General features: G+C 73.2%; 9 protein-coding genes. 8 read left to right on the forward strand and 1 reads right to left on the reverse strand.

All coding sequences use genetic code 11. The features are described from left to right. Positions 1 to 90 precede the first annotated feature (90 nt). The 5 genes from ACZ52J_RS18760 (at position 91) to rodA (ending at position 6,419) form a co-directional block, all read left to right on the forward strand. Positions 91 to 1,116: a rod shape-determining protein gene (locus tag ACZ52J_RS18760; protein WP_360504176.1), complete on the forward strand. Its 1,026-nt coding sequence runs from the start codon at positions 91 to 93 to the stop codon at positions 1,114 to 1,116. A 95-nt stretch (positions 1,117 to 1,211) separates the two neighbouring features. Then, positions 1,212 to 2,153: a rod shape-determining protein MreC gene (mreC, locus tag ACZ52J_RS18765; RefSeq protein WP_465620082.1), complete on the forward strand. Its 942-nt coding sequence runs from the start codon at positions 1,212 to 1,214 to the stop codon at positions 2,151 to 2,153. A gap of 3 nt (positions 2,154 to 2,156) precedes the next feature. Further along, a complete protein-coding gene (mreD, locus tag ACZ52J_RS18770) occupies positions 2,157 to 2,801 on the forward strand; it encodes a rod shape-determining protein MreD (RefSeq protein WP_360504112.1) in 645 nt (214 codons plus the stop codon). Between the two features lie 52 nt (positions 2,802 to 2,853). Then, a complete protein-coding gene (gene mrdA, locus ACZ52J_RS18775) occupies positions 2,854 to 5,223 on the forward strand; it encodes a penicillin-binding protein 2 (protein ID WP_465620084.1) in 2,370 nt (789 codons plus the stop codon). Next, positions 5,220 to 6,419 carry a rod shape-determining protein RodA gene (rodA, locus tag ACZ52J_RS18780; protein WP_360504116.1) on the forward strand — a complete coding sequence of 400 codons (1,200 nt, stop codon included), beginning with the start codon at positions 5,220 to 5,222 and terminating at the stop codon, positions 6,417 to 6,419. The genes mrdA and rodA overlap by 4 nt, the downstream gene beginning before the upstream one ends. Positions 6,420 to 6,556: 137 nt before the next feature. Here the strand turns inward: rodA and ACZ52J_RS18785 are convergent, their stop codons facing one another. Continuing rightward, a complete protein-coding gene (locus ACZ52J_RS18785) occupies positions 6,557 to 7,858 on the reverse strand; it encodes a M14 family zinc carboxypeptidase (RefSeq protein ID WP_465620086.1) in 1,302 nt (433 codons plus the stop codon). A gap of 490 nt (positions 7,859 to 8,348) precedes the next feature. Between ACZ52J_RS18785 and ACZ52J_RS18790 the strand changes: the two genes are divergently transcribed. The 3 genes from ACZ52J_RS18790 to ACZ52J_RS18800 all read left to right on the forward strand — a co-directional run bounded on the left by ACZ52J_RS18790 (position 8,349) and on the right by ACZ52J_RS18800 (position 15,338). After that, positions 8,349 to 10,277 carry a TIGR03960 family B12-binding radical SAM protein gene (locus ACZ52J_RS18790; protein ID WP_465620088.1) on the forward strand — a complete coding sequence of 643 codons (1,929 nt, stop codon included), beginning with the start codon at positions 8,349 to 8,351 and terminating at the stop codon, positions 10,275 to 10,277. A gap of 253 nt (positions 10,278 to 10,530) precedes the next feature. After that, positions 10,531 to 11,331: a TIGR03936 family radical SAM-associated protein gene (locus ACZ52J_RS18795; protein ID WP_360504154.1), complete on the forward strand. Its 801-nt coding sequence runs from the start codon at positions 10,531 to 10,533 to the stop codon at positions 11,329 to 11,331. Between the two features lie 398 nt (positions 11,332 to 11,729). Beyond that, on the forward strand, positions 11,730 to 15,338 hold the full coding sequence (locus ACZ52J_RS18800) for an Rne/Rng family ribonuclease (RefSeq protein WP_465620090.1): 3,609 nt from the start codon (positions 11,730 to 11,732) through the stop codon (positions 15,336 to 15,338). The last annotated feature ends 30 nt before the right edge of the window (positions 15,339 to 15,368 follow it).

Genomic DNA, 15,368 nt, shown 5'->3' on the forward strand with positions numbered 1-15,368 from the left:
CTGGTCTCCGCCCAAGCGTGGGCGCACGCAGTCGTCCACCCCTCATGAACTCCGAGCCCGGGAAGGCACCCACACCCCATGGCGAGCAACCTGTCGTTCATCGGCCGCGACTTGGCGATCGACCTCGGAACTGCCAATACGCTGGTGTACGTCAGGGGCAAGGGCATCGTCCTGAACGAGCCGTCGGTCGTCGCCGTGAACACCAACACCGGCGGCATCCTCGCCGTCGGCGCCGAAGCCAAGAAGATGATCGGCCGCACCCCGGGCAACATCGTCGCCATCCGCCCGCTCAAGGACGGCGTGATCGCCGACTTCGAGATCACCGAGCGGATGCTGCGGTACTTCATCCTCAAGATCCACCGCCGCCGCTACCTCGCCCGCCCGCGCGTCGTCGTCTGCGTCCCCTCCGGCATCACCGGCGTCGAGCGCCGCGCCGTCATCGAGGCCTCCTCGCAGGCCGGCGCCCGCCAGGTGCACATCATCGAGGAGCCGATGGCCGCCGCCATCGGCGCCGGCCTGCCCGTCCACGAGCCCACCGGCAACATGGTCGTCGACATCGGCGGCGGCACCACCGAGGTCGCGGTGATCTCCCTCGGCGGCATCGTCACCGCCCAGTCCATCCGGGTGGCCGGCGACGAACTGGACAACGCGATCGTCCAGCACATCAAGAAGGAGTACTCGCTCCTCCTCGGCGAGCGCAGCGCCGAACAGATCAAGATGAGCATCGGCAGCGCCTTCGGCCTGGAAGGCGAGAAGGACGAGCACGCCGAGATCCGCGGCCGCGACCTGGTCAGCGGCCTGCCCAAGACCGTCGTCATCTCCGCCGCCGAGGTCCGCGAAGCCATCGACGAGCCGGTCAACTCGATCATCGACGCGGTCAAGACCACCCTCGACCAGTGCCCGCCCGAGCTGGCCGGCGACGTCATGGACCGCGGCATCGTGCTCACCGGCGGCGGCGCCCTGCTGCGCGGCCTCGACGAGCGGCTGCGCCGCGAGACCGGCATGCCGATCCACATCGCCGAGAACCCGCTCGACTCCGTCGCACTCGGCTCCGGCAAGTGCGTCGAGGAGTTCGAGGCGCTCCAGCAGGTACTCGACGCACAGCCGCGCCGTTAGCACCACAGCACAACATCCGACACGACTGAACGGGCCGCCGCCCGGGCCCCACAGCCCCGGGCGGCCGCCAGGTACGAAGGGGCAGTACCAGCACCGTGAGGGACACACGAGAGAGCCGGCTACTGCTCATCCTGCTGGTGGCCGTCGCCTTCGCGCTGATCACCGTCGACATCAAGGGCGGTGAGGACTCCCCGCTCGGCCCCGCCCGACACGCGGCCGCCGGCGTCCTCGGCCCGGTCGAGCGCGGCGCCGCCACCGTCGTCGACCCGGTCGCCAACACCGTCCGGGCCTTCCGGGACGCCGCCACCAACAACGGCCGCACCGACCAGCTCGCCCGCGAGAACACCGAACTTCGGCAGAAGCTCGCCTCCTCCGACATGGCCACCGGGCGCACCAAGCAACTCGACGACCTGCTGCGCACCGCCGGCGCCGGCGGCTACACCGTCAAGGCCGCCCAGGTCATCGCGATCGGCCCGGCCCAGGGCTTCTCCTGGACCATCACCATCGACGCCGGCAGCGACGACGGCCTCACCCGCGACATGACCGTGATCAACGGCCAGGGCCTGGTCGGCCGGATCACCACCGTCGGCCCGACCACCGCCACCGTGCTGCTCGCCTCCGACCCCGGCTTCTCGGCCGGCACCCGCCTGGAGGGCACCGGCGAGATCGGCTTCGCCTCCGGCGGCGGCGACAGCCCGATGAAGGTCTCCCTCCTCAACGGCAAGGCCCAGGTCAAGGCCGGCGACCGGCTGGTCACCTTCGGCTCGCAGAGCGGCCGCCCGTTCGTGCCCGGCGTCCCGGTCGGCAAGGTCACCGAGGTCCAGGCCAACGCGGGCCAGCTGACCAAGACCGTCCTGGTCGAGCCCTTCGTCCAGTTCACCCGGCTGGACCTGGTCGGCGTGGTGGTCGTGCCGCCGCGCGCCGACCCGCGCGACGCCGTCCTGCCGCCGGCCCCCGCCCCGGGCCAGGCCCCAGCCGCGCCCACCCCGGGACAAGCCCCCGCCGCCGCGCCCGCCAAGCCCACTGGGGGGAACTGAGCCATGCGCCTCGCCCGCATCCCCGTCTCCGCCGGCCTGATCCTGTTCGGCCTGATCCTCCAGGTCAGCGTCTTCGGCCGACTCCAGCTCCCGGGAGCCACCCCGGACATACTGCTGCTCGTCGTGGTCGGCCTCGCCATGGTCTACGGGCCCACCGGCGGCTGCCTGGTCGGCTTCGCGGCCGGCCTGCTGGCCGACGTCGCGCCGCCCTCCGACCACGCGATCGGCCGCTACGCGCTCGTGCTCTGCCTGATGGGCTACGCCGCCGGGCTGCTGCGCCCCGACCACGGCCGCCAGCGCTCCGTCGCGAGCTCGCTGCTGGTGGTGGGCGCCGCGGCCGTCGCCTCCACCCTGCTGTACGCCATGGTCGGCGCCCTGGTCGGCGACACCGCGGCCCGGCACGTCGGCCTCGTCGGCCTGGTGATCAGCGCCCTGCTGTACGACCTGCTGCTGGCGCCGTTCGTGGTGCCGCTGGTGATGCTGCTCGGCCGCCGCTTCGGGCGCGACCCGGTGACCGCCGCCGACGACGACCAGAGCGGCCCGGGCCTGGGCCTCGGCTCGCTGGCCCGCTACCGCACCACCCGCGAGGTCTCGTCCGGCCCGTCCTACAAGAAGCGGCGCGTGCCCGGCTTCGCCCGCCGCCCGTAGCCGGCCCGGCCCCCGACCTCCCGACTTCCCCGCATCCTGGAGCGCACGAGACGTGAGCAACATCCCCGAGACCGGCCGCACCCGGCGGGTGACGATCCGTCTGGTGGTGCTGCAGATCCTGGTGCTGTCGCTGCTCGCCACCCTCGGCGGGCGGCTGTGGTACCTGCAGATCCGCAACGCCAAGGAGTACACCGCCAAGGCGACCGGCAACCACATCCGCGAGGTGGTCGAGCCGGCCGTCCGCGGCGAGATCCTGGACGCCTCCGGGCGGATACTGGCCGGCAACGAGACCCGGCTGGTGGTCTCGGTCAGCCGCACCTCGCTGCTGCAGCAGAAGGACGGCGGCAAGGCGGTGCTGGCCCGGCTGGCCGAGGTGCTGGGGATGCCCGCCAAGGACGTGCAGGAGAAGGTCCGGCTCTGCGACGCCAAGACCCCGCAGCCCTGCTGGAACGGTTCGCCCTACCAGCCGATCCCGGTCACCAAGGAAGCGACCACCCAGCAGGCGATGCAGATAATGGAGCGCCGCGAGGACTTCCCCGGGATCACCGCGCAGCCCACCGCCGTGCGCCGCTACACCGGAGCCGAGGGCGCCAACCTGGCCCAGGTGCTCGGCTACCTCTCGCCGGTCACCGACGACGAGGTCAGCAAGACCGCCGACAAGAGCGGCCTGGACCGCTACCTGCCGGCCGACCAGATCGGCCGGGCCGGCCTGGAGTCGGTGTACGACCGCGACCTGCGCGGCACCGCCGGCATCACCAAGCTGGAGGTGGACAACCTCGGCCGGGTGATCGGCACCGCCGGTGCCGTCGCCCCGCAGACCGGCGACAACCTGGTCACCAGCATCGACGCCCGGGTGCAGAAGGTGGTCGAGGACAACCTGGCGCAGGCCATCGCGGACGCCCGGAACACCTTCGACAAGGTCACCAACCGCAACTACGAGGCCGACTCCGGCGCCGCCGTGGTGATGGACGTGCACACCGGGCGGATCATCGCCATGGCGAGCGCCCCGACCTATGACCCGAACCTCTGGGTCGGCGGCATCAGCGGCAAGGACTACCAGTCGCTGACCAGCAAGGAGTCCAACTTCCCGCTGCTGAACCGGGCCATACAGGGTCAGTCCGCCCCCGGTTCGACCTTCAAGGTCATCTCCACCACCGCCGCCGTGCAGGCCGGCTACTCGCTGGACGGCACCTACCCGTGCCCCAAGAGCATGACCATCGGCGGCCGCGAGTTCAAGAACTTCGAGAGCGAGAGCTTCGGCTCCATCACGCTGGAGAAGGCGCTGGAGGTCTCCTGCGACACCGTCTTCTACGGTCTGGCCAACGACCAGTGGCTGAAGGACGGCGGCATCAAGCCGAAGAAGGACCCGGGCGACTGGTTCTTCAAGACCGCCCACGAGTTCGGCCTCGGCGCCAAGACCGGCATCGACCTGCCGTCCGAGGTGACCGGCCGGGTGCCGGACCGGCAGTGGAAGCAGTCCTTCTACGACAACAACAAGGACGCCTGGTGCGCGCAGGCCAAGAAGGGCGGCAACAGCTTCTCCGACCAGATCGCCCGGGAGAACTGCGTCGACGGCTACCAGATGCGCGCCGGTGACGCCGTCAACTTCGCCATCGGCCAGGGCGACACCCTCGTCACCCCGGTCCAGATGGCCCGGATCTACTCGGCGCTGGCCAACGGCGGCACCTTCTACCGGCCGACCATCGCCAAGGCGGTGATAAGCCCGGGCGGGGATCTCGTCCGCGAGATCGCCCCGCAGGCGGACGCCAAGTTCCCCGGCGACCAGAAGCTGCTGAGCTACATCAACCAGGCCACCGAGGGCGTCGTCAAGAGCGGTACGGCCGCCTGGAAGTTCTCGCAGGCCGGCTGGCCGCAGGACAAGATCGCGCTGCACGCCAAGACCGGCACCGCCGAGGTCGAGGGCAAGCAGACCACCTCCTGGCTGGCCACGTACAGCAAGGACTACGCGATCATCATGACGATCAGCCAGGGCGGCACCGGCTCCGGCGGTTCCGGTGACTCCGTCCGCCGGATCTACCAGGCGCTGTACGGCGTGGACGACAAGGGCAACATCGACAACGGCAAGGCGCTGCTGCCCGTCCCGCAGGGCGAGCTGCCGAAGTTCAACCCGGACGGCACCGCGATCATCAAGCCGGCGTCCTACACCGGCGACCCGGCCCCGGTGTCGGCCCCGGTGTCGGCCCCGGTGTCGGCCTCTGCCGACCAGGTGGCGGAAGCTTCGGCCCTGGTGCCGGCCCCGGCTTCGGCTCCGGTGCCGCTCGACGCGGCGTCGGCGCAGGCGGACCCGGCCCCGGCAGCGGCCTTCCTCGACCAGGCACCGCCGACCGACCGTCCGGCGATCTACACCGCGGCCGACGCCGCGCTCGAACCCGGCCGAAGCCCGGGAAGGGGACGGGCATGACCTCCTACGGCTCCTACCGCCAGTTGCGGCTGGCCCCGCAGCGCCGCGGGGTCTCCAAGGCCCTCGCCAAGGACTCCCCGCTCTGGCGGCTGGACTGGATACTGCTGTTGGCCGCGCTGGCCCTCTCGGCCGGCAGCTCGCTGCTGGTCTGGTCGGCCACCCGCGGACGCGACTCGCTCACCCACGGGGACCCGCAGTACTTCCTGTACCGGCACCTGACCAACTTCGTGGTCGGGCTGGTGCTGTGCGCCGTGGTGATAGCGATAGGGAGTCGTCGCTTCCGCACGATCGTGCCGTTCCTGTACGTCGCCGTGATCCTGCTGCTGCTGGCGACGCTCAGCCCGCTGGGCTCGACCATCAACGGCGCGCACTCGTGGATCCAGCTCGGCGGCGGCTTCTCGATCCAGCCCGCCGAGTTCGCGAAGCTGGGGATCGTGCTGGCGATGGCGGTCGTGCTGGCGGACCAGGTGGACGCGGGGGAACGGGAGTTCCCCTCGCACCGGGCCGTGTTCCGCGGCCTGGTCTGGGCCGGGCTGCCGATGTGCATAGTGCTGCTGATGCCGGATGCCGGCTCGGTGATGGTGATGGCCGCGATCGTGCTGGGCATCCTGCTCGGCTCCGGCGCGGCGAACCGCTGGGTCCTCGGGCTGCTGGTGATGGGCGCCGCCGGATGCGTGGCGATCTGGAAGTTCGGCCTGCTGAGCAAGTACCAGATCGACCGCTTCGCCGCCTTCGCCAACCCGCAGCTGGACCCGAACGGCGTCGGCTACAACACCGCGCAGGCCCGCATCGCGATCGGCTCCGGCGGGCTGACCGGCAAGGGGCTGTTCCACGGGACGCAGACCACCGGGCAGTTCGTGCCGGAGCAGCAGACCGACTTCGTGTTCACCGTCGCCGGCGAGGAGCTGGGCTTCGTCGGGGCACTGGCGATCATCCTGCTGGTCGGCGTGGTGCTGTGGCGGGCCTGCCGGATCGCGCGGCAGGCGACCGACCTGTACGGCACGATCGTGTCGGCCGGGGTCATCGCCTGGCTGTCCTTCCAGGCCTTCGAGAACATAGGGATGTGCCTGGGCATCATGCCGGTCGCGGGCATCCCGCTGCCGTTCGTCTCGTACGGCGGGTCCTCGATGTTCGCGAACTGGATGGCCATCGGGCTGCTCCAGGCGGTTCGCAGCCAACGGCCGATAGCGGCCTGAGCAGTCGCAGCAGTCGCACCAGTCGCAGCAGTCCGAGGGGCCTGAGCGGGTGTGCGAAGGGGCCGGTCCGGGGAATCCCGGGCCGGCCCCTTCGCGTCCTCGCGGGTGAGCCGGACCAGCGCGTTGCCGACGACGCGTCAGGTCGACTGGAGCAGGCAGTCGGCGGCGGTGAGGACGGCCCGGGTCTGGTGGGCCAGCTGCTCCTGGACCGGCACCCAGCGGGCGCCGAAGCGGTGCCGCAGCCGCTCCAGGCTGTCGGTGACGACCGCGCGGGCGCGCTCCCGGGCGGCCTCCGCGCCCGGGCCCCGGGCGTCCGCGAGCAGCCGCAGCAGGATCGACGCGACCCGCAGCGGCAGACGGGCCGCCACCAGCCCGGCGGTGGTCACCCGCGAGGACGAGAGCGGCTCGGGGCACCAGCGCTCCAGCCACTCCTCGGCCACCCGCGGGGCCACCGCCAGGCTGAACTCGGCGGTGCGCACCAGCGAGCCGTACGCCTCGTGGCCGTGCGCGGGGACCCACGGGAGCAGGGCGGTGAGCTCCTCGGCGCGTGCGGTGAGGTCGCGGGCGGCGGCGGTCACGGCCCGCGCTCCGGCCGGGTGGGGGCGGGCGTCGCCGACCGCGTCCACGGCCCACATCGGGACCTCCAGGACGGCCGTGACCGCGCCGCGTCGGGCGGCGTAGGACCAGGTGGACAGCTCGGGCTCGTCCGGCAGCGCCCGGGAGACCCCGGAACTGCCCGGGGCGGGCATCAGGTACGTGCCGGGGGCGGGGCTGGCCCAGCCGATCGCGTCGTAGGAGTCCACGTCGAGCGGGAGGCCGGCCCGTTCGGCGGAGCGCGCGAAGCGCTCGGCCAGGCCCGGCACCGGGCCGGTGAGCTGGACGAACGCGCCGCCGAAGTCCACCCCGTGCAGCGAGCACTGCAGGAACGGGCGCAGCTCGTCGATCAGGCCGGTCAGCGCCACGCTCTCCGGCATCGGCGGGCGGCCGGAGCCGGGGGCGGGCAGCAGCTCGGGCTGCTCCTCGAAGGCGGGGCGGAAGAAGTGCTCGTAGTGGCGACGCATGGAGAGCGGGCCGTCCAGCCAGCCGGCGTTGAGCGCGGCGCCGTCCGGGTCGAGGCAGAGCAGGAGGTGCCAGGAGAGGCCGGGGCGGGCGGGGCGGTCCAGCAGCAGCTCCGCCAGCCGGACCGCCCCGGCGGTGCCGACCGGCTCGTTGGGGTGCGGGCCGCCGACCACGAGCACGGCGCGCGGGCCGCGGTCGACCGAGAGCAGCAGCAGCGGGCGCCCGGCCCGGGAGCGGCCCACCTCGCGCAGCCGGCAGCGGTCCGGATGGCGCAGGGCGAGCCGCCGGGCGGCGCACTCGGCCTGGGCCGGCGTGGGGTAGCGGGCCGGCCGGGCGTCGAGGGGTCGGAGGGGGCGGATCCGCCGACCGGTGTCGGTCATGGTTCTCCTTGCGCCGGTCGTACGGATCGTACGGCCGCCGGGGCGCGGACGCGGTGGTGCGCCGCCGGGCACGGAGCGCGGGCGGAGGACGGGGCACCGCGGGCCGGGGACGGCGGCCGGGCGGACACGGGACGGGCCTGGTGAGGGTGGACGGGGCCGTGTGCGGGGGCGGGAGAGGGCAGCGCCGGGGGGAACTCCGACGAGGGCCGAGCGTACGACCCAACTCCCTTGTCCGGAAGGGGCACAGGCCTCCTTGGCGGAGCCCCGTCAGTACCGCACGGGCCGTCCGGGCATGTCAACGGCGGACGGCGCCGGGCGGCGGGCGCGCACTGCGCGTACCGGGGCGGGTGCCGAACGGCCGGTCGCGCCGGGGCACGGAGGGCCCGTGCTCCGGGGCAGACCGGCCCGTCCCCGGATTGGGCTACCCTTGAGGGTCACCCCTCCCGTGCCGACTCGCGGCACCGAATCACGTCGTAAGGGTTCCTAGTACATGACTGTCGAATCGGTCTTCCCACGCCTGGAGGCCCTCCTCCCGCACGTCCAGAAGCCGATCCAGTACGTCGGCGGCGAGCTCAACTCGACCGTCAAGGACTGGGACGCCTGCGACGTCCGCTGGGCGCTGATGTACCCCGACGCCTACGAGGTCGGCCTGCCCAACCAGGGCGTCATGATCCTCTACGAGGTGCTGAACGAGCGCGAGGGCGTGCTCGCCGAGCGCACCTACAGCGTCTGGCCGGACCTCGAGGCGCTGATGCGCGAGCACGACGTCCCGCAGTTCACCGTCGACGCCCACCGCCCGGTGAAGGCCTTCGACGTGTTCGGCCTCTCGTTCTCCACCGAGCTCGGCTACACCAACATGCTGACCGCGCTCGACCTGGCCGGCATCCCGCTGGAGGCCAAGGACCGCACCGACGAGGACCCGATCGTCCTCGCCGGCGGCCACGCGGCCTTCAACCCGGAGCCGATCGCGGACTTCATCGACTGCGCGGTGGTCGGCGACGGCGAGCAGGCCGTCCTCGACATGACCGAGATCATCCGGGCCTGGAAGGCCGAGGGCCGCCCCGGCGGGCGCGACGAGGTGCTGCTGCGCCTCGCCCGCACCGGCGGGTTCTACGTGCCGAGGTTCTACGACGTGGAGTACCTGGCCGACGGCCGGATCGCCCGTGTCGTGCCGAACGCCCCCGGTGTGCCGTGGCGGGTGTCCAAGCACACCGTGATGGACCTGGACGAGTGGCCCTACCCCAAGCAGCCGCTCGTCCCGCTCGCGGAGACCGTGCACGAGCGGATGTCCGTGGAGATCTTCCGCGGCTGCACCCGCGGCTGCCGCTTCTGCCAGGCCGGCATGATCACGCGCCCCGTGCGGGAGCGAAGCATCACCGGCATCGGCGAGATGGTCGAGCGCGGACTGAAGGCGACCGGCTTCGAGGAGGTCGGCCTGCTGTCGCTGTCCAGCGCCGACCACACCGAGATCGGCGACATCGCCAAGGGCCTGGCGGACCGCTACACCGAGGACAAGATCGGCCTGTCGCTGCCGTCCACCCGCGTCGACGCCTTCAACATCGACCTCGCCAACGAGCTGTCCCGCAACGGACGCCGCTCGGGCCTCACCTTCGCCCCCGAGGGCGGCAGCGAGCGCATGCGCAAGGTGATCAACAAGATGGTGTCGGAGGAGGACCTGATCCGCACCGTCGCCACCGCCTACGGCAACGGCTGGCGCCAGGTGAAGCTGTACTTCATGTGCGGCCTGCCCACCGAGACCGACGAGGACGTGCTCCAGATCGGCGAGATGGCGAAGAACGTCATCCAGAAGGGCCGCGAGGTCACCGGCCAGAACGACATCCGCTGCACCGTCTCCATCGGCGGGTTCGTGCCCAAGCCGCACACCCCGTTCCAGTGGGCCCCGCAGCTGTCCGCCGAGGCCACCGACGCCCGCCTGGCCAAGCTGCGCGACTCGATCCGCGGCGACCGCAAGTACGGCAAGAACATCGGCTACCGCTACCACGACGGCAAGCCGGGCATCATCGAGGGCCTCCTGTCCCGCGGCGACCGCCGGATCGGCGCGGTCATCCGCGCGGTCTACGAGGACGGCGGCCGCTTCGACGGCTGGCGCGAGTACTTCTCGTACGACCGCTGGATGGCCTGCGCCGAGAAGGGCCTGGCCGGCACCGGCGTCGACGTCGACTGGTACACCACCCGCGAGCGCACCTACGAGGAGGTGCTGCCCTGGGACCACCTGGACAGCGGCCTCGACAAGGACTGGCTCTGGGAGGACTGGCAGGACGCGCTGGAAGAGGTCGAGGTCGACGACTGCCGCTGGACGCCGTGCTTCGACTGCGGCGTGTGCCCGCAGATGGACACCCAGATCCAGATCGGCCCCACCGGCAAGAAGCTGCTGCCGCTGACGGTCGTCAACAAGTAGCCGTCGGTCGTCGGCGGGCGGTCGTCGGCGGGTGACGGTTACACCCTGGACCCCAGGCCGGAACCTTCCGGCCTGGGGTCTCGGGTATGCGGCTGACCAGGGGCGGAGCGAGCGGGTCGGCGGGGCGCGTACCCTTTGAGGTGACAGAGTCCGGACAGTGGCGGGAACACGCCACGCCGGACGGGGACAACTGACTAAGGACTGAGCGACCCTGGCACGCCGTACGCCCGACGGTCCGCCGCCCGCGCCGACGGTGCAGCGGATTCGTCTCCGCTACACCAAGCGCGGCCGGCTCCGCTTCACCAGCCACCGCGACTTCCAGCGCGCCTTCGAGCGCGCCCTGCGCCGGTCCGCCGTTCCGATGGCCTACTCGGCCGGCTTCACCCCGCACCCGAAGGTCTCCTACGCGAACGCGGCCCCGACCGGGGTGGCGAGCGAGGCGGAGTACCTGGAGATCGGCTTGGCCGCCTTCCGCGACCCCGAACAGCTGCGGGCGCAGCTGGACGAGTCACTGCCGACGGGCCTGGACGTGATCGACGCGGTCGAGGTGCGGACGCCGAACTTTGTGGAACGCCTGCAGGCCTCCGAGTGGCTGGTCCGGCTGGACGGCGTCGAGCCGGACGAGGCGGCCGGCGCGGTGGCGCGCTTCCTCGCCGAGGAGCGGGTCGAGGTCGAACGCCTCACCAAGAACGGCGTGCGGGTCTTCGACGCGCGCGGTGCGGTGGCGGCGCTCGAGATCGTCCCGTCCCAGGTCGACGGCGGTGCGGACACGGAGGCCGGAACCGACCTCGATGTTCGGACCGGCCGTCCCTGTGCGATACTGCGCCTGGTAGTACGACACGCCACACCCGCCGTACGACCTGACGACGTATTGTCCGGTCTCCGTGCGACGGCCGACCTGGCGCCGCCGGTCCCCGCAGAGGTGACCAGGCTGGCGCAGGGGCCGCTCGACGAGGGGACCGGCACGGTGACCGACCCGCTGGCGCTCGACCGCGCCGCGGCCCAGGCCGGCTCGGAGCCGGGCGCCGGGCCGCGCGCTACCGCGCCCGCCTAGCGGGCGGAGGCCGGGTCCAGTGACTCACTGGACCCGATGGTCCCTCCAGGGTTCCCGCGGCTCCCCAGGGGAGCGAGCGTCGTCGCAGCACAGGCCTTGCCACCCGGGGCCTGCCGGCCAGGACGGTCGGTGGGCCCGGGGCCCCGTCCGGGAGCCACCCGGGGTTGGGGGACGGCGCAGCTTGGGAAAACCTCAGAAGACTGGTCAGAACCAGAAGACTTTCGACACCCCGCCGAGCGTGGGGCGCCGAGCGAGACTACGAGCCCCTGTGCGGCCTCGCGTCCGCGCGGCGGCACCGTGAAAGGGTCCGGCCCGAGCATCTCGCGATGCCGGCCGCCCACCGGTGTCGCGCCGTGCCCGGATGCGGAGCCCGGGGGCCTGACGGGAGATCCACCCGCATGCTCGATAACACCGATCCGCAGCAGACTGCGGCCACGGAACAGAACGAAACCGCCGCGACCGGCAGCGAGGGCGCGTCCGCCGCGCCGCCGCGCCGTCGTCGCCGCGCGGTCTCCCGCCCGGCGGGCACCCCGCAGGGTGCGGCCGCCGAGGCGGCCGAGACGGTCCTGCCGGCCGAGGCGCCGGCGGCCGAGACCGCTCCGGCTCCGGTCGCCGAGCCGGTCGCCGAGAAGCCGGTCCGGGCCCGTCGGACCCGCAAGCGCGCCGAGGCCCCGGCCGGGGCGCCGGAGGCGACCCCGATCGTGACCACCGCGCCGGAGGCCGCAGAGGCTCCCGCGGCGGAGCAGGCCGCCCCGGCTCCGGCTGCCGAGCCGGTCGCGGAGAAGCCCGCCCGGGCCCGCCGCACCCGTAAGCGCGCCGAGTCCCCGGCGGGCGCGCCCGCCGTCGAGGCACCGGCCGTCGAGACCCCCGCCCCCGTCGCCGCCGAGCCGGCGGCCGAGGAGGCCCCCGCCGCTCCCGCCCGCCGCCCCCGCCGCCGCCGCGTGGTCGAGGCCGCGCCGGTCGTCGAGGCCCCGGTCGAGGAGCCGCAGGCCGAGGAGCCCGCCGTCGCGGAGGAGACCGAGGAGGAGGCCGTCGAGGCCGCCGCCGCGCCGACGGCCGAGCCCGTCGCCCCGGCCCCCGTCGTCGCCCCGGCCGCCGAGGCCGAGCCGCACCACCGGGTGCGCCGCCGCGCCGTCCGCCCGGCCACCGCGGTCTTCCAGGCCCCGGTCTTCCAGGAGCCGGCCCCCTACGTCGCGCCGTCCGTGCCGTCCGCGGTGTCCGCGCCGCAGCAGCCCGCCGAGGCCGAGGCCCCGGCGCCGGTCGAGGCCCCGGCCGCCGCCGCGCACGAGGAAGACGAGTTCGAGTACAGCGGCGTCGGCCGCCGCCGCCGGGTCCGTGCCCGGGTCGAGCCGGGCCGCCGCAAGTCGGCCGCCGGCAAGCCGAGCACCGCCAGGGCAGCCGCCACCAAGCCGACCCCCGCCAAGTCGGCCCCCGCCAAGCCGGTCGCCGAGGCGCCGGCCGCCGTCGCGCCGATCGAGGCCCCGGCCGTCGAGGTGCCCGTCGTCGAGGCCCCCGCCGCCGGTCCGGAGACCGAGGGCGAGTGGGAGGAGGACGGCCGTCCGTCGCGCCGTCGCCGCCGGGGCGGCCGCCGCCGTCGCCGTGGCGAGGCCGAGGAGTTCGAGGCCGCCGAGGCCGTCGAGGTCGAGCAGCCCGCCGCCGAGGAGCCGGCCGCGGCCGACGAGGAGGACGAGGACGACGACGACCTGGCTGCCGGCCTGTCCTCGTCCCGTCGCCGCCGTCGCCGCCGCCGTCGCAGTGGTGAGGCCGGCGCCGTCGAGACCGCCGAGACCACCGAGGACGGCGTCCGCACGGTGGTGAAGGTGCGCGAGCCGCGCCGCCGCTCCACCGAGCCGTCCTTCGACCCGGACGAGGTGCAGTCCATCAAGGGCTCGACCCGCCTGGAGGCGAAGAAGCAGCGCCGCCGCGAGGGCCGCGAGCTGGGCCGCCGCCGGGTGCCGATCATCACCGAGGCCGAGTTCCTGGCCCGCCGTGAGTCGGTCGAGCGCGTCATGGTGGTGCGCCAGAACGGCCAGCGCACCCAGATCGGCGTCCTCGAGGACGGCGTGCTGGTCGAGCACTACGTCAACAAGGAGCAGGCCACCTCGTACGTCGGCAACGTGTACCTGGGCAAGGTCCAGAACGTGCTGCCGTCCATGGAGGCCGCCTTCGTCGACATCGGCAAGGGCCGCAACGCGGTGCTGTACGCCGGCGAGGTCAACTTCGGCGCGCTCGGCCACGGCGGCCCGCGCCGGATCGAGTCGGTGCTGAAGTCCGGCCAGTCCGTGCTGGTGCAGGTCTCCAAGGACCCGATCGGCCACAAGGGCGCCCGCCTGACCAGCCAGATCTCGCTGCCCGGCCGCTACCTGGTGTACGTGCCCGAGGGCTCGATGACCGGCATCTCGCGCAAGCTCCCCGAGAACGAGCGCGCCCGCCTGAAGCAGATCCTCAAGAAGATCGTCCCGGACGACGCGGGCGTCATCGTGCGCACCGCCGCCGAGGGCGCCTCCGAGGAGGAGCTGACCCGCGACGTCCAGCGGCTGCAGCAGCAGTGGGAGGACATCCAGAAGAAGGCCGCGACCGGCAACGCCCCGGCGCTGCTGTACGGCGAGCCGGACATGACCGTCCGGGTCGTCCGCGACATCTTCAACGAGGACTTCACCAAGGTCATCGTCTCCGGCGACGAGGCGTGGAAGACCATCCACGAGTACGTCTCCAACGTGGCCCCGGACCTCGCCGAGCGCCTCCAGCGGTGGACCTCCGAGGTGGACGTCTTCGCCACCTACCGGATCGACGAGCAGCTGATGAAGGCGCTGGACCGCAAGGTCTGGCTGCCCAGCGGCGGTTCGCTGGTGATCGACCGCACCGAGGCGATGGTCGTCATCGACGTCAACACCGGGAAGTTCGTCGGCCAGGGCGGCAACCTGGAGGAGACGGTCACCCGGAACAACATCGAGGCGGCCGAGGAGATCGTGCGCCAGCTGCGGCTGCGCGACCTCGGCGGCATCATCGTGATCGACTTCATCGACATGGTGCTGGAGTCCAACCGCGACCTGGTGCTGCGCCGCCTGCTGGAGTGCCTGGGCCGGGACCGGACCAAGCACCAGGTGGCCGAGGTCACCTCGCTGGGCCTGGTGCAGATGACCCGCAAGCGGGTCGGCCAGGGCCTGCTGGAGTCCTTCTCCGAGCCGTGCGTGCACTGCAACGGCCGCGGTGTGATCGTCCACATGGAGCAGCCGAGCGTCCACGTCCACGCCCCGTCCGCCCCGGCGGGCGAGGCCGTCTCGGGCGGCAAGCGCCGTCGCCGGGGCAAGGGCGGCGCGGGCCAGGAGGAGCCGCTGGGCGTCGAGGCCGCCGTGGCCGAGGCCGCCGAGCAGGTCGCGCAGGCCGCCGTCGCGGCCGTCGCCGAGCTGCCGGCCGAGCCGGTGCGCGAGGAGATCGAGGGCCAGCTGGCCCTGGAGGTCCCGGGCGTCGAGGCTCCGGTCGCCCCGGCGCCGGTCGTCGAGGAGGCCCCGGTGGCCGCTCCGGCGGGCCGCCCGCGTCGCCGCGCGGTGCGCAAGGCGACGGCTCCGGCCGGTTCTCCGGGCAGCGCCGAGATCGTCGTGCTGCAGGCCAAGGCCGAGGCGGCGCTGGAGGCGGCCCTGGAGGCCGCCGCCCCGGTCGTCGTGGAGGCCGCCGTCCAGGCCGCCGCCGAGGCGCCGGGTGAGCCGGTCGTCGTCGCGGAGGCCGCGGTCGTCGAGGCCCCGGCCGCGGAGGCCGCCGAGGCTCCCGCCGTCGAGGCCCCGGTCGAGGAGGCCGCCGCCGAGGAGGCGCCGGCGCCGAAGAAGCGGGCCGCCCGCAAGACCGCCGCGCAGAAGACCGCCACGCAGAAGACCGCCGCCAAGAAGACCGCCGCCAAGAAGACGGCCACGGCGGCCAAGAAGACCACCGCCCGCAAGACCGCGACCAAGCGGACCAGTGCGGCGGCCAAGAAGGCCGCGGCCGCCGAGGGTGATACGGCGGCCGAGTAGTGCCCACGCCCGGGGCGGGAGCCATCCCGC

The sequence above is a fragment of the Kitasatospora sp. NPDC034035 genome, assembly GCF_055575755.1.

Bases quoted from the DNA above. Each gene is read 5' to 3' on its own strand.
- mreD (WP_360504112.1), top strand. From the start codon at position 2,157: ATGCGCCTCGCCCGCATCCCCGTCTCCGCCGGCCTGATCCTGTTCGGC.
- rodA (WP_360504116.1), top strand. From the start codon at position 5,220: ATGACCTCCTACGGCTCCTACCGCCAGTTGCGGCTGGCCCCGCAGCGC.
- ACZ52J_RS18785 (WP_465620086.1), bottom strand. From the start codon at position 7,858: ATGACCGACACCGGTCGGCGGATCCGCCCCCTCCGACCCCTCGACGCC.
- ACZ52J_RS18790 (WP_465620088.1), top strand. From the start codon at position 8,349: ATGACTGTCGAATCGGTCTTCCCACGCCTGGAGGCCCTCCTCCCGCAC.
- ACZ52J_RS18800 (WP_465620090.1), top strand. From the start codon at position 11,730: ATGCTCGATAACACCGATCCGCAGCAGACTGCGGCCACGGAACAGAAC.